The sequence below is a fragment of the Streptomyces sp. NBC_01214 genome (genome assembly GCF_026340975.1).
Lineage (GTDB): Bacteria > Actinomycetota > Actinomycetes > Streptomycetales > Streptomycetaceae > Streptomyces.
Genome location: NZ_JAPEOS010000001.1, coordinates 821393 through 845882 on the forward strand (window position 1 = coordinate 821393; position 24490 = coordinate 845882).

General features: G+C 73.0%; 19 protein-coding genes. 16 read left to right on the forward strand and 3 right to left on the reverse strand.

All coding sequences use genetic code 11. The annotated features are described in order from the left end of the window. The first annotated feature begins 77 nt into the window (after nucleotides 1-77). The 3 genes from OG594_RS04090 to OG594_RS04100 all read left to right on the forward strand — a co-directional run bounded on the left by OG594_RS04090 (nucleotide 78) and on the right by OG594_RS04100 (nucleotide 4341). Complete coding sequence (locus OG594_RS04090) at nucleotides 78-2927, forward strand: FAD-binding and (Fe-S)-binding domain-containing protein (RefSeq protein ID WP_266595218.1); 2850 nt, start codon at nucleotides 78-80, stop codon at nucleotides 2925-2927. A 92-nt stretch (nucleotides 2928-3019) separates the two neighbouring features. Further along, nucleotides 3020-3997, forward strand: coding sequence for a DMT family transporter (locus tag OG594_RS04095; protein WP_266595220.1), 978 nt, complete (start codon nucleotides 3020-3022; stop codon nucleotides 3995-3997). Then, nucleotides 3997-4341 carry a DUF1801 domain-containing protein gene (locus OG594_RS04100; RefSeq protein WP_266595222.1) on the forward strand — a complete coding sequence of 115 codons (345 nt, stop codon included), beginning with the start codon at nucleotides 3997-3999 and terminating at the stop codon, nucleotides 4339-4341. The genes OG594_RS04095 and OG594_RS04100 overlap by 1 nt, the downstream gene beginning before the upstream one ends. Nucleotides 4342-4488: 147 nt before the next feature. On the opposite strand, the gene OG594_RS04105 is transcribed toward OG594_RS04100, so the two are convergent. Further along, a complete protein-coding gene (locus OG594_RS04105; protein ID WP_266595224.1) occupies nucleotides 4489-6111 on the reverse strand; it encodes a CocE/NonD family hydrolase in 1623 nt (540 codons plus the stop codon). 325 nt (nucleotides 6112-6436) lie between these two features. On the opposite strand from OG594_RS04105, the gene OG594_RS04110 reads away from it, so the two are divergent. The 7 genes from OG594_RS04110 to OG594_RS04140 all read left to right on the forward strand — a co-directional run bounded on the left by OG594_RS04110 (nucleotide 6437) and on the right by OG594_RS04140 (nucleotide 15600). Then, on the forward strand, nucleotides 6437-7249 hold the full coding sequence (locus OG594_RS04110) for a TIGR03084 family metal-binding protein (RefSeq protein ID WP_266595226.1): 813 nt from the start codon (nucleotides 6437-6439) through the stop codon (nucleotides 7247-7249). Between the two features lie 68 nt (nucleotides 7250-7317). Beyond that, complete coding sequence (locus OG594_RS04115) at nucleotides 7318-9078, forward strand: acyclic terpene utilization AtuA family protein (protein WP_266602582.1); 1761 nt, start codon at nucleotides 7318-7320, stop codon at nucleotides 9076-9078. Beyond that, complete coding sequence (locus OG594_RS04120; protein WP_266595228.1) at nucleotides 9075-10673, forward strand: acyl-CoA carboxylase subunit beta; 1599 nt, start codon at nucleotides 9075-9077, stop codon at nucleotides 10671-10673. Before OG594_RS04115 ends, OG594_RS04120 begins: the two co-directional genes overlap by 4 nt. An 8-nt stretch (nucleotides 10674-10681) precedes the next feature. Beyond that, nucleotides 10682-12592 (forward strand): biotin carboxylase N-terminal domain-containing protein, encoded by a 1911-nt coding sequence (locus OG594_RS04125; protein WP_323185166.1) that lies wholly within the window; start codon nucleotides 10682-10684, stop codon nucleotides 12590-12592. After that, nucleotides 12589-13761, forward strand: a complete 1173-nt coding sequence (locus OG594_RS04130) for an acyl-CoA dehydrogenase family protein (RefSeq protein WP_266595232.1) — start codon at nucleotides 12589-12591, stop codon at nucleotides 13759-13761. Before OG594_RS04125 ends, OG594_RS04130 begins: the two co-directional genes overlap by 4 nt. 526 nt (nucleotides 13762-14287) lie before the next feature. Beyond that, nucleotides 14288-15025, forward strand: coding sequence for an enoyl-CoA hydratase family protein (locus tag OG594_RS04135; protein ID WP_266595234.1), 738 nt, complete (start codon nucleotides 14288-14290; stop codon nucleotides 15023-15025). After that, nucleotides 15013-15600 carry a TetR/AcrR family transcriptional regulator gene (locus OG594_RS04140; RefSeq protein WP_030009580.1) on the forward strand — a complete coding sequence of 196 codons (588 nt, stop codon included), beginning with the start codon at nucleotides 15013-15015 and terminating at the stop codon, nucleotides 15598-15600. The genes OG594_RS04135 and OG594_RS04140 overlap by 13 nt, the downstream gene beginning before the upstream one ends. 106 nt (nucleotides 15601-15706) lie before the next feature. Here OG594_RS04140 and OG594_RS04145 read toward each other — a convergent pair whose 3' ends face one another. Then, nucleotides 15707-16813: a citrate synthase 2 gene (locus OG594_RS04145; protein WP_266595237.1), complete on the reverse strand. Its 1107-nt coding sequence runs from the start codon at nucleotides 16811-16813 to the stop codon at nucleotides 15707-15709. Between the two features lie 200 nt (nucleotides 16814-17013). Between OG594_RS04145 and pdxH the strand changes: the two genes are divergently transcribed. Both pdxH and OG594_RS04155 read left to right on the forward strand, forming a co-directional pair. Beyond that, nucleotides 17014-17676, forward strand: coding sequence for a pyridoxamine 5'-phosphate oxidase (gene pdxH, locus OG594_RS04150; RefSeq protein ID WP_266595239.1), 663 nt, complete (start codon nucleotides 17014-17016; stop codon nucleotides 17674-17676). Between the two features lie 762 nt (nucleotides 17677-18438). After that, nucleotides 18439-19779, forward strand: coding sequence for a PAS domain-containing protein (locus OG594_RS04155; RefSeq protein WP_266595241.1), 1341 nt, complete (start codon nucleotides 18439-18441; stop codon nucleotides 19777-19779). A gap of 41 nt (nucleotides 19780-19820) precedes the next feature. Here OG594_RS04155 and OG594_RS04160 read toward each other — a convergent pair whose 3' ends face one another. After that, complete coding sequence (locus OG594_RS04160) at nucleotides 19821-20576, reverse strand: SIS domain-containing protein (protein ID WP_266595247.1); 756 nt, start codon at nucleotides 20574-20576, stop codon at nucleotides 19821-19823. 268 nt (nucleotides 20577-20844) lie between these two features. On the opposite strand from OG594_RS04160, the gene OG594_RS04165 reads away from it, so the two are divergent. The 4 genes from OG594_RS04165 (at nucleotide 20845) to OG594_RS04180 (ending at nucleotide 24395) form a co-directional block, all read left to right on the forward strand. Then, on the forward strand, nucleotides 20845-21537 hold the full coding sequence (locus OG594_RS04165; RefSeq protein WP_030009575.1) for a metal-dependent transcriptional regulator: 693 nt from the start codon (nucleotides 20845-20847) through the stop codon (nucleotides 21535-21537). A gap of 369 nt (nucleotides 21538-21906) precedes the next feature. Next, nucleotides 21907-22785: an alpha/beta fold hydrolase gene (locus OG594_RS04170; protein ID WP_266595251.1), complete on the forward strand. Its 879-nt coding sequence runs from the start codon at nucleotides 21907-21909 to the stop codon at nucleotides 22783-22785. Nucleotides 22786-23021: 236 nt separating this feature from the next. Then, nucleotides 23022-23675, forward strand: a complete 654-nt coding sequence (locus OG594_RS04175; RefSeq protein WP_266595253.1) for an HAD family phosphatase — start codon at nucleotides 23022-23024, stop codon at nucleotides 23673-23675. A gap of 201 nt (nucleotides 23676-23876) precedes the next feature. After that, nucleotides 23877-24395: a hypothetical protein gene (locus tag OG594_RS04180; protein ID WP_266595255.1), complete on the forward strand. Its 519-nt coding sequence runs from the start codon at nucleotides 23877-23879 to the stop codon at nucleotides 24393-24395. The last annotated feature ends 95 nt before the right edge of the window (nucleotides 24396-24490 follow it).

Below are 24490 nucleotides of genomic sequence, written 5' to 3' on the forward strand. Positions count from 1 at the left end.
GCGTATCGGGTCCCGGTCCGCGCTCCGGACGCGCGTCCACCCGATGAGACGGTTCCGTCCGGTGGGAGGCTGGGGCCGTGACGTCACCCGGTGAACTCGAACGGACATTGCGGGAGAACCTGCGCGGGGAGATCGACTTCGGCGCCGCCGCACGGGCCCTGACCACCATGGACGCCTCCAACTACCGGCGCGTGCCGGTGGGCGTGGTCGCCCCGCGCGACGCCGACGACGTGGCGGCCGCGCTCGCCGTGTGCGCGGAGGCCGGGGTGCCCGTCGTACCGCGCGGCGGCGGAACCTCCATCGCAGGCCAGGCCACCGGGGTGGGCGTGGTCCTCGACCTCACCCGGCACATGAACGGCCTCGTGTCGGTGGACCCGGCGGCCAGGACGGCCGTGGTCCAGCCCGGACTGGTCCTCGACCGGCTGCGGGACGCGGTGCGCCCGTACGGGCTGACCTTCGGGCCCGACCCGTCCACGCACTCCCGCTGCACCCTCGGCGGCATGATCGGCAACAACGCGTGCGGGGCCCACTCGGTGGCCTGGGGCACCACCGCGGACAACGTGACCGAGCTGGCCGTGACGGCGTACGGGGGCACCGCGCACCGGATCGCAACGGGCTGGTCGGGCGCCCCGGCGGGCCTGCGGGAACTGGTCACCGGACACCTGGGGCTACTGCGCACCGGCATGGCGCCGGGCGGGATGGCGCCGGGCGGGACGGCGCCCGGTGGGACGGCGCCCGGTGGTACGGCGCCTGCTGGTACGGCGGCCGGCTTCTCGCGGCGGATCTCCGGCTACGGAGGCCTCGACGCGCTGCTGCCCGAGCGCGGGGTGCAGCTGGCGCGGGCGTTCTGCGGGAGCGAGGGCACGCTCGGGGTGGTGACGGAGGCGGTGGTGCGCCTGGTGGAGGCGCCGCGGGCGCCGGTGCTCGCGGTGCTCGGGTACGCGGACGAGAGCGCGGCGGCGGAGGCGGCGGCCGGGCTGCTGCCGTACGGGCCGCTGACGGTGGAGGGGATGGCCGAAGACCTGCTGGGCGGCACCGCCCCGGAGCTCCCCCGGGGCGGGGCGTGGCTGTTCGTGGAGATGCCCGACGAGGGCGGGGCGCGGGCCCTGCTGCGGGCCGCCGACGCCGTGGACCGGCTGCTTGTCACCGACCCGGCGGCGCAGCGCGCGCTGTGGCGGATCCGCGAGGACGCGGCGGGCACGGCGACCCGGATGCCGGGGGGCGGGATGGCCTGGCCGGGATGGGAGGACTGCGCGGTGCCGCCGGCCCGGCTGGGGGCGTACCTGAGGGAGTTCCGGGCCCTGCTGGCCGCGCACGGGCTGCACGGATCCCCGTACGGGCACTTCGGCGAGGGCTGCGTACACGTACGGATCGACTTCGACCTGGTGTCGGCGGCGGGCATCGCCCGCTTCCGGGACTTCTCCGGGGAACTGGCCGATCTGGTCGTCGCACACGGCGGCTCCCTGTCGGGAGAGCACGGGGACGGGCAGGCGCGGGCGGAGCTGCTGCCGAAGATGTACGGGACGGAGGTGGTCCGGCTCTTCGGCGCCTACAAGGACGTGTGGGACCCGGCGGGCGGGATGAACCCCGGGATGCTGGTCCGGCCGGCGCGACTGGACGAGAACCTGCGCTTCGCCGTGCTGCCGGCCACCTCGTTCGCGGGGGAGGTCGCGCGGTGCGTGGGCGTCGCGAAGTGCCGGACCACGGACGCGGGTGGTGGCGCCTCGGTGATGTGCCCGTCGTACCGGGTCACGGGGGAGGAGCAGCACTCCACGCGGGGCCGGGCGCGGCTGCTGCACGAGATGCTGGCCGGGGAGATCGTCACGGACGGCTGGCGCTCGCCGGAGGTCGCCGGGGCGCTGGACCTGTGCCTGGGGTGCAAGGGCTGCCGCAGTGACTGCCCGGTGGGCGTGGACATGGCCGCGTACAAGGCGGAGTTCCTGCACCGCCACTGGGCGGGCCGGATCCGCCCGCTGTCCCACTACACGCTGGGCGGCCTGCCGGGCTGGCTCCGGCTGATCGCCGGCCTGCGGGCGGCGGGGGCGGTCAACGCCGCCGTGCGCCTCCTGCCGGTACCGGTGCCGGGACTGACCCCGGAACGGTCCCTGCCGGAGCTGGCGAAGCGGCCGTTCACGCGGGGCGCGGACGGGCGCTCCGGCTCTAGGGCTGGGCCTGGCGGCGGTTCCGGCTCCGGCTTCGGCTCCGGCTCCCGCCTCGGTATCACCGTGACCCTGTGGCCCGACACGTTCACGGAGTACCTCGCCCCCGAGGTCGGCCACGCCGCGCTCCGCGTGCTCCGGGCGGCCGGGCTGGAGGTGTCCGTCCCCCGCGGCGGCCGGGTCTGTTGCGGGCTGACGTACGTGTCCACCGGCCGCCTCGACCGCGCCCGCAAGGTCCTGCGCCGGACGCTGGACACCGTCGGAGAGGTCTCCGGCCCCGTCACCGTCCTCGAACCGAGCTGTGCCGCGGCCCTGCGCACCGACCTGCCCGCCCTGCTCCCCGACGACCCCCGCGCGGCCCGCCTCGCGGCGGCGGTGCGGACCTTCGCCGAGACGCTCGAGGAGTGCGCACCGGCCTGGCGACCGCTGCGCCTGGACCGGGAGGTGGTCGGCCAGACCCACTGCCACCAGCACGCGGTGCTCGGGGACGGCCCCGACCGACGGCTGCGGGAGCGGGCCGGGCTGGTGGGCGAGCTCAGCGGGGGCTGCTGCGGGCTGGCGGGCAACTTCGGCTTCGAGCCGGGGCACCACGAGGTGTCGGTGGCCTGCGCGGAGGAACAGCTGCTGCCGTCGCTGCGAGCGGCCCCGCGGGACGCCGCGATCCAGGCGGACGGGTTCTCGTGCCGTACGCAGATCGCACAGCTGGGCGGGGTCCGGGCCCGGCACCTTGCGGAACTCCTGGCGGAGGGACTGGGGGAAGGGGTGTAGGGATGTAGGGGCGTAGGGATGTAGGGCGGAGTTATCACGCTTGTAAGGCAGGACATGCGGCGACACTCCTTACGGGCCCTTAGTCTGGAGAGATGCCCGCACCTTCCTCTTCGTCCTCCCCGGCAGCCTCGCCGGCCGTCACCGCACCGGCCCCGTCGCCTGCCAAGGGCTCCGGTTCGGGTTCCGGTTCTGGTTCTGGTCCGGGGTCCGGTTCCGGCTTCGGTCCCGTGGCGCTGGTGATCTCGGCGGGGATCTCGGTGCAGTTCGGCGCGGCGCTCGCGGTCATGATCATGCCGAGGGCGGGCGCGGCGGGCGTGGTCACCCTGCGCCTCGCGGCCGCCGCGCTCGTGCTGCTGCTCCTGTGCCGCCCGAAGGTGCGCGGCTACTCCCGTTCCGACTGGGGCACGGTGCTCGCCTTCGGCGTCGCCATGGCCGGTATGAACGGCCTCTTCTACCAGTCCATCGACCGGATCCCGCTGGGCCCGGCGGTCACCCTGGAGGTCCTCGGACCGCTCGCCCTCTCCGTCATCGTCTCCCGGCGCCTGGTCAACGTCCTGTGGGCCGGCCTCGCACTCGGCGGTGTGGTCCTGCTGTCCGGGCACGGCGGGGGCGGCCTCGGCTTCGGCTCCCTCGATCCGCTGGGAGCGGCGTTCGCGCTCGGGGCGGGCGCGATGTGGGCGGCGTACATCGTGTTCAGTGCGCGTACGGGCCGCCGCTTCCCGCAGGCGGACGGGCTCGCGCTGGCGATGGCGGTGGCCGCGGTCATCTCGCTGCCGCTGGGCATCGCCGAAGCCGGCCCGGCCCTGCTGGTCCCGAGCACACTGGCCCTCGGCCTGGGCGTGGCCGTCCTGTCCTCCGTCCTGCCGTACACGCTGGAACTGCTCGCGCTGCGGCGGATGCCGGCGCCGACGTTCGCGATCCTGATGAGCCTGGAGCCGGCCATCGCCGCCGCCGCGGGCTTCCTCGTCCTGAACCAGGCCATGTCCGCACTGGACGCCCTGGCCATCGCCCTCGTGATCGCGGCCAGCATGGGTGCGGTCCGCTCGCAGATCCGGAAGAAGGCCGCCTGATGGACGTCGCCACCTACCTGGCCGCGGTCCCCGAGGCCCGACGGGAGGCCTTGGTGCGGCTGCGGGAGCTGTGCCTGGAGGAGCTGACCGGGTTCGAGGAGGGGATCGCGTACGGGATGCCGGTGTACGTGCGGGCGGGCGCGACCGCCGGCGAGATCGCCTGGGCGAACCAGAAGCAGTACATCTCCTTCTACCTGATGCGCACCGACGTCCGGGACGCCTTCGCGGACCGCCTGGCCCCCCACGACATGGGCAAGGCCTGCCTGCGCTTCCGCAACCCCGCCAAGGTCGACTTCGACCTCCTGCGGGACCTCCTGCGAGCGACGGCAAAGGAGCGCCCTTGAGGGACCGGCCCGACACGGAAGGACGATGGGACTGACGGGAAACCCCCGTACGCATCTCTGATGCCGCCCGCCCGGCTCCCGCCCACCGAAGCCGCCCCCGCGCCCCGCCTGCCCAGCCTTCGCGGACGGCCGGGCCGGCGGGTCGGGTCAGCCGAGGGGGAGGTCCAGGTAGGACGGGGTGGGTTCCGGGGAGGTGAACGACAGGGTTGCGCGGGGCAGGTTGGCGTCGGCGTAGAAGGGGTCGCAGGCGTCGATCACGAGCATCAGGCGGTGGCCGCGCGGCACGTCGTAGGCCGTGGCCTGGAGTTCGATGTCCGCGCTGATCAGGCTGTCGGGCGGGGAATCGACGTCGGTGTACGGGGCGTGCGTGATGATGTGGGCCGTGCCGTCGGGTGCCGTGTCGAGGAGGTACGCGACGAAGGTGGATCCGGGGTTCCCCGCCCGGTACGTCACGCGCAGCCGCGGAATGCCGCGCAGTCGGGTGGTCTCCCCGGCCGGGTCCGACGTCCACACGGCGGCGACGGTGCGGTCGATGTCCTGGGTCCGGTAGACCTTCGGGCGGCCGGCGATCTCCGCGTAGCCGGACTGCACCACCTTGTCGGCGACGGTCGCCGGGGTGTCCACCCCGCACAGCACGGTCGACGTCCAGCCGGCCTGTGGTTCGTCGCCGAGTTCGCCGTCGGCCGCCAGGTGCAGCCGTTCCAGGCGTTCGGTGAGGGAGGGCCAGGTGGGGCGGGGTTCGAGGGTCTTGCTCCACATGATCTCGCCGAGCACCTGACCCTCGGCGTCGATGCCGTTGTCGATCTCCTTGAGGTGGTGGTCGAGCCAGCGGTGGGCGTCCGTCCAGATCCGGTTGGGCAGACCGAGCATGCCGGTCATCTCGGGCCCGGAGTGGTCGCCGATGGAGACCGCGAGGCGTTTGGGGCCGGTCAGTTCGTTGAACATCTTCAGCGTCTGGTTGGGCGGGAAGAGCGTCTCGTGCCAGGCGAGCGAGAAGAAGACCGGCACCTGACGGCGGTTGAGCTCCTTGATGTGGCTGAAGGGCGAGCGGGTCTCCGCCCAGCGCAGGGTGCCCTGGACGTCGCGGTTGGCGAGGACGTTGTCGAAGACGCTCTGCGTCTGCGGGCTCAGGCGGGCCTTCGCGGCCGCATCGAGCAGGGCCCGTACGGCCGCGATGTGCCGGGTGGAGTTCTCGTAGAAGGCCTCGCCGAGGTCGCCCCAGGTGCTGAGCGCGACCACGGCGTCGATGCGGGTGTCGTGCGCGGCGACGAGCTGGCTGATGCCGGAGCCGTACGAGTCCCCGAGGAAACCGATCTTCGTCACCGGGCCGGGGCTGCGCTCGATGAGGTGGTCCAGGGCCCGGCTGCCGTCGGCGACGTCGAGCGGGCCCGCCACGTCGACCTGGCCTTCGGAGCCGGCGAAACCGCGGGTGGAGTAGGCGAGGACGTCGTAGCCGCGGGCGGCGAAGAGGGAGGCCTGGACGGCGTACGGGAGCCAGCCCAGGTTGGACCAGGGCGAGGGCATGACGATCACGGGGCGCGGCCGGGTTCCGGTGTGCCGCCAGAGCGCGGCGTCGAGGAGGTCCCCGTCGGCGCCGGTCACCTTGCCGCGGGTGAAGACGGCGACCGAGCGGACCTCGGCGACCTCGGCGGCGCGGGCGGGGGCGAGGCCGGTGACGTCGCCGCTCTCCAGGGCGGTCACGAAGGCGGTGAGGGCGGTCGCGTCGAGTTCGGGATAGAGGGAGAAGGGGGTGCGGGCGGCTGGAGTCACGTCAGTCCATCCTCTTCGTCGTCTGCGTCGAGTGACACGAACTGGTGCGCCCGCCCGGGCCCGGAGCGGAACGTTCAGTATCGACGGGACATCCGGTGACGTATCGCGGGTTTCCGGCTTACGGCCGAAATCGTCCCCGCTGTGCCCGCGGGCCGCCGAGCGGTGGGACCTGCGGCCGGTGCTGCACACGACAACTGCCTTTCCGGTGGGGCGGTTTGGTGCGGGTGGCGGGAAGGCGTCGGCACCCGAAAAAATCATGCAAGCATGCTTGATTGTTTTGCCGGGTGCTGCCAGTCTTCCCCTCACGCCGAGAGGGGAGCGCACCGTGCCCGATCCGTCCGCCGTCGACGCAGCCGTCGCCGTCTTCGCAGATCTGCGCGAGGAGGGCCGTGAACTGGACTCCCTGGTAGGTGAGTTGACCGGCCCCGACTGGGGCAGGGCCACCCCCGCGCCCGGCTGGACCATCGCCCACCAGATTGCCCACCTGCACTGGACCGACCGGGCCTCGCTGCTCTCCCTCACCGACGCCACCGGCTTCGGCCACATGGTCGAGGAGGCCCTGAAGGCCCCCGACACCTTCGTCGACGAGGGCGCGCGCGAGGGCGCGGAGCTGGCCCCCGCCGAGCTGCTCGCCCGCTGGCGCGCCACGCGCGCCGCCCTCGACGAGGCGCTGGCCGCGGCCTCGCCCGACACCCGCTTCCCCTGGTACGGGCCGCCGATGAAGGCCGCCTCCATGGCCAGCGCCCGGCTCATGGAGACCTGGGCCCACGGCCAGGACGTCGCCGACGCGCTCGGCGTGCACCGCACCCCGACCGTGCGGCTGCGGCACGTGGCGCGGATCGGCGTACGGGCCCGCGACTACGCCTACGCCGTACGCGGACTGCCCGCGCCCGCCGCGCAGTTCCGGGTGGAGCTGACGGCCCCCGACGGCCCGCAGGTGTGGGCGTACGGCCCGCCGGACGCCCCGCAGCGGATCACCGGACCCGCGCTCGACTTCTGTCTGCTGGTCACCCAGCGGGCCCACCGCGGCGACCTCGGCCTCATCGCGACCGGACCCGACGCGGACCGCTGGCTGGACATCGCCCAGGCCTTCGCCGGCCCGGCGGGGGCCGGCCGGGAGCCGGGGGCCGCGCGGTGACCCGGCGCCCGCTCGTCATCGGCAACGCCTCGGGCTTCTACGGGGACCGTTTCGGCGCCCTGCGCGAGATGCTGACCGGCGGCCCGTTGGACGTGCTGACCGGTGACTACCTGGCCGAGCTGACCATGTTGATCCTGGGTCGCGACCGCTTGAAGGACCCGGACCTCGGCTACGCCAAGTCCTTCCTGCGTCAGTTGGAGGAGGGACTCGGGCTCGCGCACGAGCGCGGCGTGCGGATCGTCGCGAACGCCGGCGGCCTCAACCCGGCCGGACTCGCCGACGCCGTACGGGCCTTGGCTGCGAAGGTGGGCGTCCCGGTGCGGGTGGCCCACGTCGAGGGCGACGACCTCACCGCACGGGTGGACGGGGCCCTCACGGCCAACGCCTACCTCGGGGGCGCCGGGATCACGGCCTGCCTGCGGGCGGGCGCCGACGTGGTGGTGACCGGCCGGGTCACGGACGCGGCGCTGGTCAGCGGCCCGGCGGCCTGGTGGTTCGACTGGGCCCCGGACGACTACGACCGGCTGGCGGGGGCGGTGGCCGCGGGCCACGTCCTGGAGTGCGGCACCCAGGCCACCGGCGGCAACTACTCCTTCTTCGCCCGGCACGACGTCCGCCGCCCCGGCTTCCCGCTGGCGGAGATCTCCGAGGACGGCTCGGCGGTCATCACCAAACACCCCGGCACGGGCGGCGCCGTCACCGCCGGTACCGTCACCGCCCAACTCCTCTACGAGACCCAGGGCGTGCGCTACCTCGGCCCGGACGTGACCACCCGCCTGGACACCGTCCGGCTGACCGACGAGGGCACCGACCGGGTACGGGTCACGGGAGCGCGCGGAGAGGCCCCGCCGCCCTCCCTGAAGGTGGGCGTCACCCGGATCGGCGGCTGGCGCAACGAGGTCGTCTTCGTCCTGACCGGCCTGGACATCGAGGCCAAGGCGGACCTCGTCCGCACCCAACTGGACGAGGTGTTGGAAGGCGTGGTTGACGCCACCTGGACCTTGGCCCGCACCGACCACGAGGACGCCGACACGCAGGAGACGGCCTCCGCCCTACTGCGACTGGTCGTCCGCGACCCGTCCCCGGACCGGGTGGGCCGCGCCCTGACGTCGACGGCGATCGAACTGGCCCTCGGCAGCTACCCGGGCTTCCACGTCACCGCCCCACCGGGCCCGGCCCAGCCCTACGGCGTCTTCACCTCGACCCTGATCCCGTCCGACGAGGTCCCGCACGTGGCGGTCCTCCCGGACGGCACCCACGTCCCGATCCCCGCCCCGCCTGTCGTAGCCCCGCCGGCGGAGCCCGCCGCTGTTGCAGCCCTGCCGGCGGACCCCGCCGCTGTTCCAGCCCCGCCGGCGTTTGAGGCGCGGGAGTCCGGGGGCGGAGCCCCCGCCGGGTCCGGGGCGCAGCCCCGGGAGACCGTCCGCGCCCCCCTCGGGGCGCTGGCCGGGGCCCGCAGCGGAGACAAGGGCGGCGACGCCAACGTCGGCGTCTGGGCCGAATCCGCCCCCGCCTGGCACTGGCTTCGCGACACCCTCACCGTCGACCGGTTCCAGACCCTGCTCCCCGAGACCCGCGGCCTCGCCGTGCAGCGGCACGAACTACCCCACCTCCGCGCCCTGAACTTCACCGTCACCGGCATCCTCGGCGGCGGCGTCGCCTCCGGCCACCGCTTCGACCCCCAGGCCAAGGCCCTCGGCGAATGGCTCCGCGCCCGCCACCTCGACATCCCCGTCGACCTCCTGCCGCCCGCCCAGGGCCCGGTATCCGCCCCGCAGCCCGCTCAGGGCCCCGCACCCGTACCCGCCCCGGAGGGGACCACCGCATGACCCGCCTCGGCACCACCGTCGACCCGCACGCCCCCGAGCACGCGGACGCCCGTACCGCCGCGCTGGAGCGCCTCGCCGCCCTCGACGCCGAGCACGCCAAGGCAATGCAGGGCGGCGGCGAGAAGTACACGGCCCGCCACCGGGCCCGCGGCAAGCTCCTGGCGCGCGAGCGCGTCGAGCTGCTCCTCGACCCCGACACCCCGTTCCTGGAACTGTCCCCGCTCGCCGCCTGGGGCAGCGACTACCCCGTCGGCGCCTCCATGGTCACCGGCATCGGCACCGTCGAGGGCGTCGAGTGCCTGATCACCGCCAACGACCCCACCGTCCGCGGTGGCGCCTCCAACCCGTGGACGCTGAAGAAGGCGCTGCGCGCCCACGAGATCGCCCGGCAGAACCGCCTCCCCTGCATCAGCCTCGTGGAGTCCGGCGGCGCCGACCTGCCCTCCCAGAAGGAGATCTTCATCCCGGGCGGCGCGATCTTCCGCGACCTCACCCGGCTCTCGGCCGAGGGCATCCCGACCGTCGCCGTCGTCTTCGGCAACTCCACCGCCGGAGGCGCGTACGTCCCCGGCATGTCCGACCACACGATCATGATCAAGGACCGTTCCAAGGTGTTCCTCGGCGGTCCGCCCCTGGTCAAGATGGCCACCGGCGAGGAGAGCGACGACGAGTCCCTCGGCGGCGCCGACATGCACGCCCGCACCTCCGGACTCGCCGACTACTACGCCCTCGACGAGTACGACGCGATCCGCCGGGCCCGCCGCGTCGTGGCCCGCCTGAACCACCGCAAACCGCACGCGGACCCGCCCCGCGCCGAGGAACCCCTGCACGACCCCGAGGAACTCCTCGGCATCGTCCCGCCCGACCTCAAGACCCCCTTCGACCCGCGCGAGGTCATCGCCCGGATCGTCGACGCCTCCGACTTCGACGAGTTCAAGCCCCTCTACGGCCCCAGCCTCGTCACCGGCTGGGCCACCCTGCACGGCTACCCGGTCGGCATCCTCGCCAACGCACAGGGCGTGCTGTTCAGCGCCGAGTCCCAGAAGGCCGCCCAGTTCATCCAGCTCGCCAACCAGCGCGACATCCCCCTCCTCTTCCTCCACAACACCACCGGCTACATGGTCGGCAAGGAGTACGAGCAGGGCGGCATCATCAAACACGGCTCGATGATGATCAACGCGGTCTCCAACTCGAAGGTCCCGCACCTGTCCGTACTCATCGGCGCGAGCTACGGAGCCGGCCACTACGGCATGTGCGGCCGCGCCTACGAGCCCCGCTTCCTCTTCGCCTGGCCCAGCGCCAAGTCCGCCGTCATGGGCCCCCAGCAGCTGGCCGGAGTGCTCTCCATCGTGTCCCGCCAGTCGGCCGCCGCCAAGGGGCTCCCGTACGACGAGGAGGCCGACGCCGGGATGCGGGCCTTCGTCGAAGCGCAGATCGAGTCCGAGTCCCTCCCGATGTTCCTGTCCGGGCGGATCTACGACGACGGGGTCATCGACCCGCGCGACACCCGTACCGTCCTCGGCCTGTGCCTGTCGGCCGTCCACAACGCCCCCGTCGAGGGCGCCCGTGGCGGCTTCGGCATCTTCCGGATGTGAGCCCGCACATGACGAACCTGACCTCCCTCCTCGTCGCCAACCGCGGCGAGATCGCCGTCCGGATCTTCCGCACCGCCCGCGCCCTGGGCCTGGCCACCGTCGCCGTCCACTCCGACCCGGACGCCGACGCCCTGCACGTCCGCGACGCCGACGCGGCCGTACGGCTGCCCGGCGCGGCCCCCGCCGACACCTACCTGCGCGGCGACCTCATCATCAAGGCCGCCCTCGCCGCGGGCGCCGACGCCGTGCACCCCGGCTACGGCTTCCTCTCCGAGAACGCCGACTTCGCCCGCGAAGTCCTGGCCGCCGGACTGACCTGGATCGGCCCGTCCCCCGAAGCCATCGAGGCCATGGCCTCCAAGACCCGGGCCAAGGAACTGATGCGCACCGCCGGCGTGCCGCTCCTCGACCCCGTCGACCCGGCCGCCGCCACCCCCGCCGACCTACCCCTCCTCCTCAAGGCCGCGGCCGGCGGAGGCGGCCGCGGCATGCGCGTGGTCCGCGACCTCGACCAGCTCAAGGAGGCCCTCGACGCGGCCTCCGCCGAGGCCCGCTCCGCCTTCGGAGACGGCGAGGTCTTCGCCGAGCCCTACGTGGAACGCGGCCGCCACGTCGAGGTGCAGATCCTCGCCGACACCCACGGCACCGTCTGGGCGCTGGGCACCCGCGACTGCTCCCTCCAGCGGCGCCACCAGAAGGTCATCGAGGAAGCCCCCGCACCGGGACTGCCCGCAGGCCTGCGGGAGAGCCTGCACACCGCAGCCGTCGCCGCCGCCCGCGCGGTCTCGTACGAGGGCGCGGGCACCGTCGAGTTCCTCGTCACCGCCGACGGACGCCCGTACTTCCTGGAGATGAACACCCGCCTCCAGGTCGAACACCCCGTCACCGAAGCCGTCTTCGGCCTCGACCTCGTCGCCCTCCAGCTGCGCGTCGCCGAGGGCGAGGCCCTGCCCCCGGCGCCCCCGCAGCCCACCGGCCACGCCGTCGAAGCCCGCCTCTACGCCGAGGACCCCGCCCAGGACTGGCGCCCCCAGACCGGCGTCCTGCACACCCTCGCCATCCCCGGCGAGATCCGCGTGGACACCGGCTTCACCGACGGGGACACCGTCGGCATCCACTACGACCCCATGCTCGCCAAGGTCGTCGCCCACGCCCCCACCCGCGCCGGGGCCGTCCGGGCCCTCGCCGCCGCCCTCGCCGGAGCCCGCATCCACGGGCTCACCACCAATCGCGAGCTCCTCGTGGGCTCCCTGCGGCACCCGGACTTCGCCGCCGGGCAGCTCGACACCGGCTTCTACGACCGCCACCTCGACACCCTCACCGGCAGCGCCCCCGACGCCACCCCGGCCGCCCTCGCCGCCGCCCTCGCCGAAGCGGCCCCCGGCCCGGACGCCCCCCTCGCCGCCCGCCTCGGCGGCTGGCGCAACGTCCGCTCCCAGCCGCAGACCCGCCGCTACACCGTGGCCGGCACCGAGTACGAGGTCCAGTACCACCCGGTGAACCAGCCGGGCGTTCGAGTCCTGTCGGCCGAACGGCACCTCGTCACGCTCGAAGTCGACGGCATCCGACGGACGTTCCACGTGAAACGAAATTCGAACAACACCGAGGTCTACGTGGACTCCGCGCTCGGAGCCCACACCCTCATCCCCGTTCCCCGGTTCCCGGACCCCCAGGACCGCACCGAACCGGGCTCGCTGCTCGCCCCCATGCCCGGCACCGTCGTGCGCATCGCCGAGGGCGCGGCCCCCGGCAGCCCCGTCACCGCCGGCCAGCCCCTGCTCTGGCTGGAGGCCATGAAGATGGAGCACCGCATCCTCGCTCCCGCCTCCGGCACGCTCACCGCGCTCCACGTCGCCACCGGCCAACAGGTCGAGTTCGGCGCCCTGCTCGCCGTAGTCCAGGAGGAACCGCAAGCATGAGCACCGTCATCGAAACCGAAGAGCACACCGCCCTGCGCGCCGCCGTCGCCGCCCTCGGGCAGCGCTACGGCCGCGACTACCTCGCCCGCGTCGCCCGCGAAGGCGGCCACCCCGACGAGCTGTGGGCCGACGCCGCGAAGCTCGGCTACCTCGGGGTCAACCTCCCCGAGGAGTACGGCGGCGGGGGCGGCGGCATCGCCGAACTCTCCATCGTCCTGGAAGAACTCGGGGCCGCGGGCTGTCCCCTCCTCATGATGGTCGTCTCGCCCGCCATCTGCGGCACGGTCATCGCCCGCTTCGGCACGGACGCCCAGAAGGAGGCCTGGCTGCCGGGCCTCGCCGACGGCAGCCGCACCATGGCCTTCGGCATCACCGAACCCGACGCCGGATCCAACTCCCACCGGATCACCACCACGGCCCGCCGCGACGGCGACGACTGGATCCTCACCGGCCGCAAGGTCTTCATCTCCGGTGTCGACATCGCCGACGCCACCCTCATCGTCGGCCGCACCGAAACCGCATCATCCAGCGGGGCCGCACCAACCCTCAAGCCCTGCCTGTTCATCGTCCCGCGCGACGCCCCCGGCTTCGGCCGCTCGGTCATAGACATGGAACTGGCCGCCGCGGAGAAGCAGTTCGAACTGACCCTGGACGAGGTCCGCCTGCCCGCATCCGCCCTGGTCGGCGACGAGGACGCGGGCCTGCTCCAGCTGTTCGCGGGCCTCAACCCCGAACGCATCATGACCGCCGCCTTCGCCATCGGCATGGGCCGCTACGCCCTCGCCAAGGCCGTCGACTACGCGAAGACCCGCCAGGTCTGGAAGGCGCCCATCGGCGCGCACCAGGCGGTGGCCCATCCGCTGGCCCAGGCGCACATCGAGCTGGAACTGGCCCGCCTGATGATGCAGAAGGCGGCCCGCCTGTACGACGCGGGCGACGACATGGGGGCGGGCGAGGCGGCGAACATGGCGAAGTACGCCGCCGGGGAGGCCTGTGTCCGTGCGGTGGACCAGGCGGTCCACACCCTCGGCGGGAACGGCCTCACCCGCGAATACGGCCTGGCCTCCCTCATCACCGCCTCCCGCGTGGCCCGCATCGCCCCGGTCAGCCGCGAGATGATCCTGAACTTCATCTCCCACCAAACCCTGGGCCTGCCGAAGTCTTACTAACGCCGGCCCCCCACCGGGCTCCGCCCGTCCCCGCGCCTCAATCGCCGGCGGGGCTGAAAGTGCGGGCCCGCGCCTCAATCGCCGGCGGGGCTGAAAGTGCGGGCCTGCTCGGCGGTGTACGGCGTGCCCGTATCCCCACCGGGCTCCGCCCGGCCCCGTGCCTCAAGCGCTGGCGGGGCTTGAATGGGTGGGGTGGATGGGTTGTGCTGTCGGAGCCCTGGTGTGGGGTGGGGACACGTAGGAGGGTCCCCGCAGGACGAGCGCGCAACCCAGGCCGTACGGCAGGACCGCGGCCGTCTGGCGCGAGCCGAGGAGATCCTCGTGCGGGGCACCGCCCCACCCTTTGAAGCCCCGCCGGCGATTGAGGCGACTCCACCTCGGCACGAGGAACGTGCCACCGAGCCCCACCCCGCCGAGCCGCCCGCAGGGCACCCCGCAGGGCACCCCGCAGGGCAAGCGCCACGTACCCTCCCGGAGGGACTCGGCTCCCGAAGTACCCCCATCCGCACACCACTCCGGAGGAGACATGGCCCCACGAGTGCACGCCGCCCAGGCGACCGGCATCGCCACCCTCACCCTGGACTCCCCGGGCAACCGCAACGCCCTTTCCGTCGACCTCGTCGCCGAGCTCCGCTCCGCGCTCGCCGCCACCGCCGCGGACACGGCCGTCCGGGCCGTCGTCCTCACCCACACCGGCAACACCTTCTGTGCCGGGGCCGACCTCAAGTCCCCCTGCGATCCGGCCGACTTCCTGGCCCTGCTCCGCGAGACCGCCGAGCTGCCCAAGCCCGTCGTCGCCCGGGTCACCGGCCACGTCCGGGCCGGCGGCCTCGGGCTGCTCGGCGTCTGCGACATCGCCGCCGCCGGACCGCAGTCCTCGTACGCCTTCACCGAGACCCATCTCGGCCTCGCCCCCGCGGTGATCTCCATGCCGCTGCTGCCGCGCCTCGACCCGCGCGCCGCCGCCCGCTACTTCCTCACCGCCGAAGCCTTCGACGCCGCCGAGGCCGCCCGGATCGGTCTGCTCACCCTGCACGGCGAGGACGTGGACGCGGCCCTGGAGCCCGTACTCGCCGGCCTGCGCAAGGCCTCCCCGCAGGGGCTGGCCGCGACCAAGGCGCTGACCGCCGCCGCCGTACGGGAGGCGCTCACCCGCGACGGCTCGCGACTGACCGAGCTGTCCGCCGGACTGTTCGCCTCCGCCGAGGCCCGCGAAGGCATCACCGCCCGCTTCGAGCGCCGGGAACCGTCATGGTCGCTGTGACCGGCCCCAAGCAGGCGCGCAGCCGCGTCACCCGCCGCCACCTCCTGGAGGCGGCCGTGTCCTGCCTGGCGGAGCACGGCTGGGCCGGTTCGACCGTCTCGGTCGTCGCCGAACGGGCCGGTGTCTCGCGCGGCGCCGCCCAGCACCACTTCCCGACCCGCGAGGACCTGTTCACCGCGGCCGTCGAGTACGTCGCCGAGGAGCGTTCCACCGCCCTGCGCGACCTCTTCCACGCCGGCCCGGCCGCCCGTCCCGCCGTGGTGGAGGCGCTCGTCGACCTGTACACCGGCGCCCTCTTCCGGGCCGCCCTCCAGTTGTGGGTGGCCGCCTCCAACGAGGAGCAGCTGCGCCCCCAGGTCACCGAACTGGAGGCCCGGGTCGGCCGTGAGACCCACCGCATCGCCGTCGAGCTGCTGGGTGCGGACGAGTCGGTGCCGGGCGTACGGGAGACCGTGCAGGGCCTGCTGGACATGGCGCGGGGCCTGGGCCTCGCCAACGTGCTCACCGACGACACGGCCCGCCGGGCCCGGGTGGTGGCCCAGTGGTCCCGGATCCTGGACGCGGCCCTGGGCTGAGGCGGCGGGAACGAGAACGGCGCCGCACCCCGCTCGCGGGATACGGCGCCCGATCTTTCAACGCGACTACGCGACTACGCGGCCCCGCGGCCCGGCGGCCCCGCGATCACGCGGTCTCGGCGATGTCCGCGTAGCCCGCGATCTCCTGCGGGTTGCGCCGCCCGGGCCCGATGTAGCGGGCCGAGGGCCGCACCAGGCGGCCCGTGCGCTTCTGCTCCAGGATGTGCGCCGACCAGCCGGCGGTACGGGCGCAGCTGAACATCGACGTGAACATGTGCGCCGGGACCTCGGCGAAGTCCAGCATGATCGCGGCCCAGAACTCCACGTTCGTGGCGAGCACCCGGTCGGGACGGCGCGCGTGCAGCTCCTCCAGCGCGGCCTTCTCCAGCGCGGCGGCCACCTCGTAGCGCGGCGCGTCGAGTTCCTTGGCCGTGCGCCGCAGCACGCGGGCGCGCGGGTCCTCGGCACGGTAGACGCGGTGCCCGAAGCCCATCAGCCGCTCGCCCTTGTCGAGGGCCTTCTTCACGTACGCCACGGCGTCGCCGGTGCGCTCGATCTCCTCGATCATGCCGAGCACGCGGGACGGCGCCCCGCCGTGCAGCGGCCCCGACATGGCGCCCACCGCGCCGGACAGCGCGGCGGCGACGTCCGCGCCGGTCGACGCGATCACCCGCGCGGTGAAGGTGGAGGCGTTCATGCCGTGCTCGGCGGCCGAGGTCCAGTAGGCGTCGACGGCCTTGACGTGCCGCGGGTCCGGCTCGCCCCGCCAGCGGATCATGAACCGCTCGACGACGGACTCGGCCTTGTCGATCTCCCGCTGCGGCACCATGGGCAGGCCCTGGCCGCGGGCGGACTGGGCGACGTACGACAGTGCCATCACGGCCGCGCGCGCGAGATCGTCGCGGGCGGTCTGCACGTCGATGTCCAGCAGCGGTTTCAGACCCCACACGGGGGCGAGCATCGCGAGCGCGGACTGGACGTCGACGCGGATGTCACCGGAGTGGACCGGAATGGGGAAGGGCTCGGCGGCCGGCAGGCCCGGGTTGAAGGCACCGTCGACCAGCAGGCCCCAGACGTTCCCGAAGGAGACGTGGCCGACGAGGTCTTCGATGTCGACGCCCCGGTAGCGGAGCGACCCGCCTTCCTTGTCGGGCTCGGCGATCTCCGTCTCGAACGCGACGACCCCTTCGAGCCCGGGTACGAAGTCGGACATCAGGCGGCTCCTCAGATAGTGCGAACACGCGCGGCTCCCGGCGTGACTCGCGGTCCGGCGCGGTCATCCCCGTTGATGCCCGGCACGGCCGTCGGTCACCCCCTCGGGGACCTTCGGACCGGCCCCAAGATTTTGGCCGCTCCGCCCCGACTGCGGAAGCGTGACATACGGCACACCGTCACCGGTCCGGCTGCGGCAGGATGGCCAGCGTGACCGATCAGGACATTGACCCCGCCATGATGCGCAAGCAGTACCGCTCGGAGATCGTCGACGAGGGGAGTCTCGCCGAGAATCCGATGGACCAGTTCGCGCTCTGGTTCCAGCAGGCCGCCGACTCGCACCTCTTCGAGCCGAACGCCATGGTCGTATCGACGGCCACCCCGGACGGACGGCCCAGCTCGCGGACGGTGCTGATGAAGCAGTTCGACGGCAGGGGCTTCGTCTTCTTCACCAATTACGCCTCCCGCAAGGGCCGTGAGCTGGCCGAGAACCCGCACGTCGCCCTGCTCTTCCCGTGGCACCCGATCGCCCGCCAGGTGATCGTCACCGGTACCGCGGCCCGGATCGGCCGCGACGAGACGGCCGCGTACTTCCGCTCCCGCCCGCACGGCTCCCAGCTGGGCGCCTGGGCGAGCGAGCAGTCCAGCGTGATCGACTCCCGTGCGGAGCTGGACCGGCGCTACGCCGAGCTGGAGGCCCGCTACCCGGAGGGCGAGCAGGTGCCGGTCCCGCCGGAGTGGGGCGGCCTGCGCGTGGTCCCGCAGGAGGTGGAGTTCTGGCAGGGCCACGAGAACCGCCTGCACGACCGTCTGCACTACGTCCTGGACGGGGACAAGTGGCGCCTGGAGCGGCTCTGCCCGTAGGCGGCGCCAGCGGCGTCAGCGGCGTCCGGGGTGCCCGGGGCATCCGGGGAAAACAGACGACCCGCGGGCTCGGGTTTCTCTCCTGCAGTGAGAGAAGCCGGCCGGACGTACCGGCGAGCCCGCGGGTCGGGTGACTGCTTGGGATTGGCGCCAGGCGATTCCGCCGGGCACTGCACTGGGTGCGTGCGACGACGGGCGCTAGCCCGCAGTCACCTCACGCGTCCGGAGTTCATACATTTCCGGGATCACCTCCTTTCAGTGTGTCTCCACTCTAGGCAGGCCTGTGCCGTCCGCTCAATCGAATTTCGTCGGCACATCCATAGGTGTAGCCATCGGCTCTCCGGAGTAGCCGCAAGTTCCGGTGGGAGACATCAAAGCGGCTGGTCAACGTGGTGATGCGATGCTGGCCGCTGGGCCGGACCACGATGCGCCCCATCCACCTGCCGACCCGCTTTCCTCCGGGTACGACGGCCGCCACCACGATGACACCGGTGGCCAGGGCGTCGAGCGTGTGGCTCTTCGGCAAGCCCGGTCCGATCCGCCCCGGCTCCGTGCGCGGACGTGATCGATATGGAGAGGCACCCCCGTGGCATCGCAGTAAGCGCAGGACCTCTTCCGACACTCGAACGCGTGGCCGTTCCGGTGGGTGCTTTCCCAGGTGTAGGGGATGCGCCGATTTCCCCGAAAGCGATGTGGCGTGGGTCACGTTCGAGTTCAATGATCTGACGTGCCGCATACGCGAACACCTGCTGGGGGTTCCAGGTGAGTGCTTACGGACGTAACGAGACCGCTGACGATCTGCTCGCAGCGCTGCTGGACGGGATGGACGCCGCCCTGTGCGCGTTCGACGCCGATGGCGTGATCACCCACTGGAACCGCGAGGCCGAGCGGATCCTGGGGTGGACCGCCGCCGAGGCCGTGGGCCGCAAGGGCTTCGAGGGCTGGGCGGTACGGGCCGCCGACGCGCACGACGTCCAGGACCGGCTGATGGCCGCCCAGCACGTGCCCGGCCGGCAGGTGCACGAGTTCGCGCTGCTGACCAAGGACGGCGGGCGCGTCCTCGTACGGACCCAGTCCGCCGGGGTGCCCGGCGCGGACGGGAAACCCGCCGGGGTGTACTGCGCCTTCAGCGAGGTGCACGCCCAGATCGACCTGGAACGCTCCATCGCGCTGAGCGAGGCCCTGATGGAGGACGCCTCGTGGGGCGTCGTCCTGGTCGACGTCGACCTGCGGCCCGCCGTGGTCAACGCGCACGCCGCACGGGCCTTTGGGAGCGGCCGCACCGCACTGCTCGGGCGACCCCTGGGAGAGCTGCTGGCCCAGGGCGTCGAGGAGTTGGAGGGCGCGCTCCAACACGTGCTCGCCGAGGGGGCCCCGCCCGCGCCGGTGGAGATGTGGGTGTCGGTGCGCACGGCGGAGGGGGTGCGGCGCAGGTGCTGGCGGTGCGGGTTCCTGCGGCTGGCCTCGCCGCTCGCGGAGGAGCCCGTACCGCTGGGCGTGGGCTGGCTGTTCCAGGACGTCACCGAGGCCCGCCAGGAGCAACTGGACACCGCGCAGATGCGGTTCCGCTCGCACCAGCTCCACCGTGCGGGGCGGGCCGCCGCCGAGTGCGAGGACCCGGCCGAAGCGGCCTCCGTACGCCTGGACTTCGCCCTCGCCGGCTTCGCCGAGCACGCGCTGCTGGACGTACTGGACCCCACGGCCGACCCCGAGCGGCGCAGGCTCGTACGGTCCGCCGCGTCGCCGCCGGTGCTCCCGGGCCCCGGGTCCATCCCCGTGCGGTACGCGGCCGGGCACCCGGCGTTGCAGGCCCTGGACCGGATCGGCTCGGTGCGCACCAGCGCCCCGCGCGGGGAGGTGGACGCGGAGTGGGCGCGGGCTCGTCAGTGGCCGGAGGGCGCCGCGCACGTGCTGTGCACGGTGCTGCGGAGCCGGGGGCGGACCCTGGGGGCGCTGACGTTCCTGCGCGGGCCCTCGCGGGTGGCCTTCGAGCGCGCGGACGCGGCGTACGCGGAGGAGGTCGCGGCCCGGGTCGCGGCCGACCTGGACCTGGCGGCGCGTCCGGCCCGTCCGGGCGCTTCGGGCGGTCCGGGCGGGGACTGAGCGCGGCCCGGGTGGCGGCAGGCGCACCCCGGGTCGACTCCTCAGTGCCGGAAGAAGATCCGGTCGCCGTACTCCTGCATGACGCGGCCGTTCCACTCGTGGCCGCCGTCGACGTTGCCCGAGCGCAGCAGCGGGGGCTCCACCCCGCGGGCGGCGAGCTCGCCGGCCGCCGTCGCCATGACCGCCTGCATGATCGCGCTGGTCACGACGGTGGAGGCGGGGGCGAAGGGCGCGTCGATGCCGTCGATGCTCAGCTCGGCGTCGCCGACCGCGATCTTGCTGTCGAGGACGACGTCGCAGTGGTCCTTGAGGAAGGTGCCGGAGACGTGCCGTGACTTGGTCCCGGTCGCGTACGCCACCGAGGTCACGCCGATGACCTTGAGGCCGATGGCGCGGGCGTTCATCGCCATCTCGACGGGCAGGGCGTTGCGCCCGGAGAGGGAGATGATCACGAGGACGTCGCCGTCGGAGGCGGGGCTGCTGTCGAGGACGGCGCCGGCCAGGCCGTCGACCCGTTCCAGGGCGCTGCCCAGCGTCGCGGGCATGACGTCGACGCCGGCCGTGCCGGGGACGGCGAGGAAGTTCATCAGGGCGAGACCGCCGGCCCGGTAGACGACGTCCTGGGCGGGCAGCGAGGAATGCCCGGCGCCGAAGGCGAAGAGCCGGTTGCCGGCGGCGACCGCGTCGGCGATGAGGGAGCCGGCCTCGGCGATGTGCGGGGCCTCCTCGTCCCGCACCCGCTCCAGCAGACCGATGGCGGCATCGAAGAACTGACCGGCCAGCTTGCTCTCGCTCATACGCCGATGGCCCTTCCAGAGGTGGGGGAGCGTCCGTGTCCGCCGCTCACCGTGCGGTCTGGACCAAGGGCGTGTCAATACGAACGTCAATCCCGTGCCGAAAGCTCTGGTCGTGCGCCCCGGAGATCCCCGGACGATCTTCCCGCGGACGCCCCGGGGATGCCGGGGGGATGTCCGGGAGCGGTCTTGACGCTCGGCACGGGACGGTTGTCGGCCCGATGCGTCAGAATTGGGGGCAGGGCCAGCGCACGCAATCCGAGGGGCACGAATGTCCGGACTGATCGATACCACGGAGATGTATCTCCGCACCATCCTCGAGCTGGAAGAGGAAGGCGTGGTCCCCATGCGCGCCCGGATCGCCGAGAGGCTCGACCAGAGCGGTCCGACGGTGAGCCAGACGGTGGCGCGCATGGAGCGGGACGGCCTGGTGGCCGTCGCCAGCGACCGGCACCTCGAACTGACCGAGGAGGGTCGCCGACTGGCCACGCGCGTCATGCGCAAGCACCGGCTCGCGGAGTGCCTGCTCGTCGACGTCATCGGCCTGGAGTGGGAGCAGGTGCACGCAGAGGCCTGCCGTTGGGAGCACGTGATGAGCGAGGCGGTGGAGCGGCGGGTGCTGGAGCTGCTGCGCCACCCGACCGAGTCGCCGTACGGGAACCCGATCCCGGGGCTGGAGGAACTGGGTGAGAAGGCCGAGGCCGACCCGTTCCTGGAGGACGGCATGGTCAGCCTGTCCGAGCTCGACGCGGGAACCGAGGGCAAGACCGTGGTCGTCCGGCGGATCGGTGAGCCGATCCAGACGGACGCCCAGCTGATGTACACGCTCCGGCGGGCGGGCGTGCAGCCCGGTTCGGTGGTGAGCGTGACCGAGTCACCGGGGGGTGTGCTGGTCGGCAGTGGCGGTGAGGCCGCCGAGTTGGACGTGGAGGTCGCCTCGCACGTGTTCGTGGCGAAGCGCTGACCGCTGTCCCGTCGGCGTTCGCGTCGGCGCGGACGCGTCCGGTGGCTCGGCCCGTACGAGTCGTGCCCCCGGGGGGTCCGCCCCACGGGTCGTGACCCGTACGGATGACCAGCTTTTGGTGTGGGCGGTCCCGGCGCCTTTCGGCGCCGGGACCGGTCCTCCCCTTGTGACCTGGAGCCCCGAGCTCTCAAGGTCGTCCCCTCGGACCGTCTTCCCCGAGCGGCCCGCCTCCCTGTTGAAAGGATCTCCATCGGCAGCGGCTGTCAATCCTTGAGCAAGGTCACTCGAAAGAGCGGTGTAGTGGGCGAGAAGCCCGTTTTCGAATGCGGGTTCGATAGTCTGGCGGGGAGCGAAGGGGGTGCATCTGCGGTGGTACAGCGCGTCGATGTGACAGGGGCCGAAGGCGTCCGCCTGGCCGCCTGGGAGTTCCGCGAAGCAGAGGCCGAGCCCGACACCCGCCCCGGGGCGCTGTTATTGCACGGCCTGATGGGCCGCGCCTTCCACTGGGCCGGCACCGCCCGCTGGCTCCGTGAGCGCCGCCGCGTCGTGGCCCTGGACCAGCGCGGACACGGCCAGAGCGCCCGCCCGCCCGCCGCCCCCGACGGCATCCCGACCTCCCTGGGCCGCGAGGCCTTCGTGGCCGACGCCGAAGCGGCCGTCGAACAGCTCGGCCTCGCCCCCGTGACGCTGATCGGCCACTCCATGGGCGCCCTCACCGCCTGGCAGCTCGCGGCCCGCCGCCCGGACCTGGTCGAAGCCGTGGTCATCTGCGACATGCGCGCCTCCGCCCTGGGCGCGGCCTCCCAGCAGGAATGGGAGGACTGGTTCCACCACTGGCCCCTGCCCTTCCCCACCCAGGACGCGGCCCGCCGCTGGTTCGGCGAGGACGACCCCCGGGTGGAACGCCCCGACCCCGGCCGCGGTGCCTTCTTCGCCGAGGTCATGCACGAGGCCGCGGACGGCTGGCGCCCGGTCTTCTCCCGCCGCCAGATGCTGACGGCCCGCGAGACCTGGGTCCACGACGCCCACTGGGAGGAGCTCGCCCAGGTCCGCTGCCCGACCCTGGTGGTCCGCGGCCTCGACGGCGAACTGGGCCGGGCCGAGGCCCAGGAAATGGTCCGCGTCCTCCCGGCCGGCCAGTACGCGGAAATCCCCGACGCCGGCCACTACCTCCACTACGACCAGCCGACGGCCTGGCGCGAGGTCCTGGAACCCTTCCTCGACGGGATCAAAGCAGAAGCCCCCTGACCACCCACCGGCTCCGCCCCGGCGCCGACCGCCGCACCGACGACGGCCCCGGGGTTCGGCCCGGCCGGTCCGACGGGCGGGGTCGGCGGCGGTTCGCGTGAACGTGGTGGGTCCCGGTTCGGCGGATCTGCTCGGGCGGGGCCGACAGGCCAGACCCTCGCGACCTGCGAACACCTCGTCGAGCGGCCTGAGCACAGCGCTGCGGCGTGACCGGAGGGCCCACCTATCCTGCGGGGATGATCCATCCGATTGAACTCGTCATATTCGACTGCGACGGCGTATTGGTCGACAGCGAACGCATAGCCGTGCGCGTGGATGCCCTTGTCCTGGCCGAACTGGGGTGGAACCTCACCGAAGCCGAGATCGTCGACCGGTTCATGGGCCGCTCGAGCCAGTCGATGACGGAGGAGATAGAGGCCCACCTCGGGCACAGCCTGCCGGCCGACTGGGAGGAGGAGTTCAGGCCCCTCTACCGCGACGCCTTGGCAGCCGAGCTCACCCCCGTCCCCGGCATCGTCGACGCCCTCGATGCGCTCACGGGCCTCCCCACCTGCGTGGCTTCCAGCGGGAGCCACGACAAGATGCGTTTCACCTTGGGAATCACCGGCCTCCATCAACGCTTCGAAGGCAGGATCTTCAGCGCCACCGAGGTCGAGCACGGCAAACCAGCACCTGATCTGTTCCTCCACGCTGCGCAGCAGATGGGCGTCGCGCCCGAGGCGTGTGCCGTGGTCGAGGACAGCCAATACGGTCTGCAAGCGGCCCGAGCGGCAGGGATGCGCGCATTCGCCTACGCCGGGGGAATGACACCCGCGCACCGACTTGAAGGCCCCGACACCGTCATCTTCGACGACATGGGCAAACTGCCCGACCTCCTCACCGGTTCGTGACCACCATCTCCCGTCTCCCCAGCCTCACCGGCCTCCCCGGCTTCACCGGCCACAGGCATTGACAATTCCGCGCGTCAGAGGGATTCGTACGCAGACATAGGTCGTGTCAGCGGTCTGTCAGCGGGGTGTTCGAGGCCTGTCAGGGCTCGGCTTCATGGTGGCCACCTCACCAGGCAAGCACCGAGAGAACGAGGTCCCCCGATGAACGCCGTCGCCGCCCTGCAGCTCCTGATCGCCGTCGCCTTCCTGAGCATCCCCGTCGTGCGCAGCCGCTACGGCGCCCGTGCCCAGGCCGCCGTCGAGGCCGAGTTGGGGCGGCAGGGGGTGCGCACCAGCGTCATGGCCGAGAACGGCATGCGGCTCGACGCCGGCGGGCACGAGACCTGGGCCCCCGTCGGGATCGCGGCAGCGCTGGCCCTGCCCGCCGTGCTCCAGGTCGCCGGTAGCTCGTGGAGCGGGACGGTGTCCTGGGTCGTCCAGCCGCTCGTCATCCTCGTGAACTGCGTGATCCTCTACTCGAACCTGACCGCCGTGCCGTCCGTGACCGCCGCCTTCGCCAAGTCCGGGGACGCCGAACTGCAGCGCATCGACGTCAGGTCCATGCTCCGGGCCGCCGAGGACGGCTTCCCCGACTGGGTGATGCCGTACCTCCAGAACCTCCGGCACGTCGTCGTCTTCGCCGGCTCGATCGCCGTACTCGTCCTGCTCGCCGCCAACTGACGCCGGGCCCGCGCGAAAAGGGCCGGCCTCCGCTCCCGCGAGGGGAGGGGAGGCCGGCCCGTTCCGGCACCGTCAGCGGCCGGTGGTCAGCGGCC

Excerpts from the sequence above, each read along its gene's own strand:
- OG594_RS04095 (WP_266595220.1), top strand. The coding sequence starts at position 3,020 with ATGCCCGCACCTTCCTCTTCGTCCTCCCCGGCAGCCTCGCCGGCCGTC.
- OG594_RS04100 (WP_266595222.1), top strand. The coding sequence starts at position 3,997 with ATGGACGTCGCCACCTACCTGGCCGCGGTCCCCGAGGCCCGACGGGAG.
- OG594_RS04115 (WP_266602582.1), top strand. The coding sequence starts at position 7,318 with ATGCTGACCGGCGGCCCGTTGGACGTGCTGACCGGTGACTACCTGGCC.
- OG594_RS04120 (WP_266595228.1), top strand. The coding sequence starts at position 9,075 with ATGACCCGCCTCGGCACCACCGTCGACCCGCACGCCCCCGAGCACGCG.
- OG594_RS04125 (WP_323185166.1), top strand. The coding sequence starts at position 10,682 with ATGACGAACCTGACCTCCCTCCTCGTCGCCAACCGCGGCGAGATCGCC.
- OG594_RS04130 (WP_266595232.1), top strand. The coding sequence starts at position 12,589 with ATGAGCACCGTCATCGAAACCGAAGAGCACACCGCCCTGCGCGCCGCC.
- OG594_RS04135 (WP_266595234.1), top strand. The coding sequence starts at position 14,288 with ATGGCCCCACGAGTGCACGCCGCCCAGGCGACCGGCATCGCCACCCTC.
- OG594_RS04140 (WP_030009580.1), top strand. The coding sequence starts at position 15,013 with ATGGTCGCTGTGACCGGCCCCAAGCAGGCGCGCAGCCGCGTCACCCGC.
- OG594_RS04145 (WP_266595237.1), bottom strand. The coding sequence starts at position 16,813 with ATGTCCGACTTCGTACCCGGGCTCGAAGGGGTCGTCGCGTTCGAGACG.
- pdxH (WP_266595239.1), top strand. The coding sequence starts at position 17,014 with ATGGCCAGCGTGACCGATCAGGACATTGACCCCGCCATGATGCGCAAG.
- OG594_RS04160 (WP_266595247.1), bottom strand. The coding sequence starts at position 20,576 with ATGAGCGAGAGCAAGCTGGCCGGTCAGTTCTTCGATGCCGCCATCGGT.
- OG594_RS04165 (WP_030009575.1), top strand. The coding sequence starts at position 20,845 with ATGTCCGGACTGATCGATACCACGGAGATGTATCTCCGCACCATCCTC.
- OG594_RS04175 (WP_266595253.1), top strand. The coding sequence starts at position 23,022 with ATGATCCATCCGATTGAACTCGTCATATTCGACTGCGACGGCGTATTG.
- OG594_RS04180 (WP_266595255.1), top strand. The coding sequence starts at position 23,877 with ATGAACGCCGTCGCCGCCCTGCAGCTCCTGATCGCCGTCGCCTTCCTG.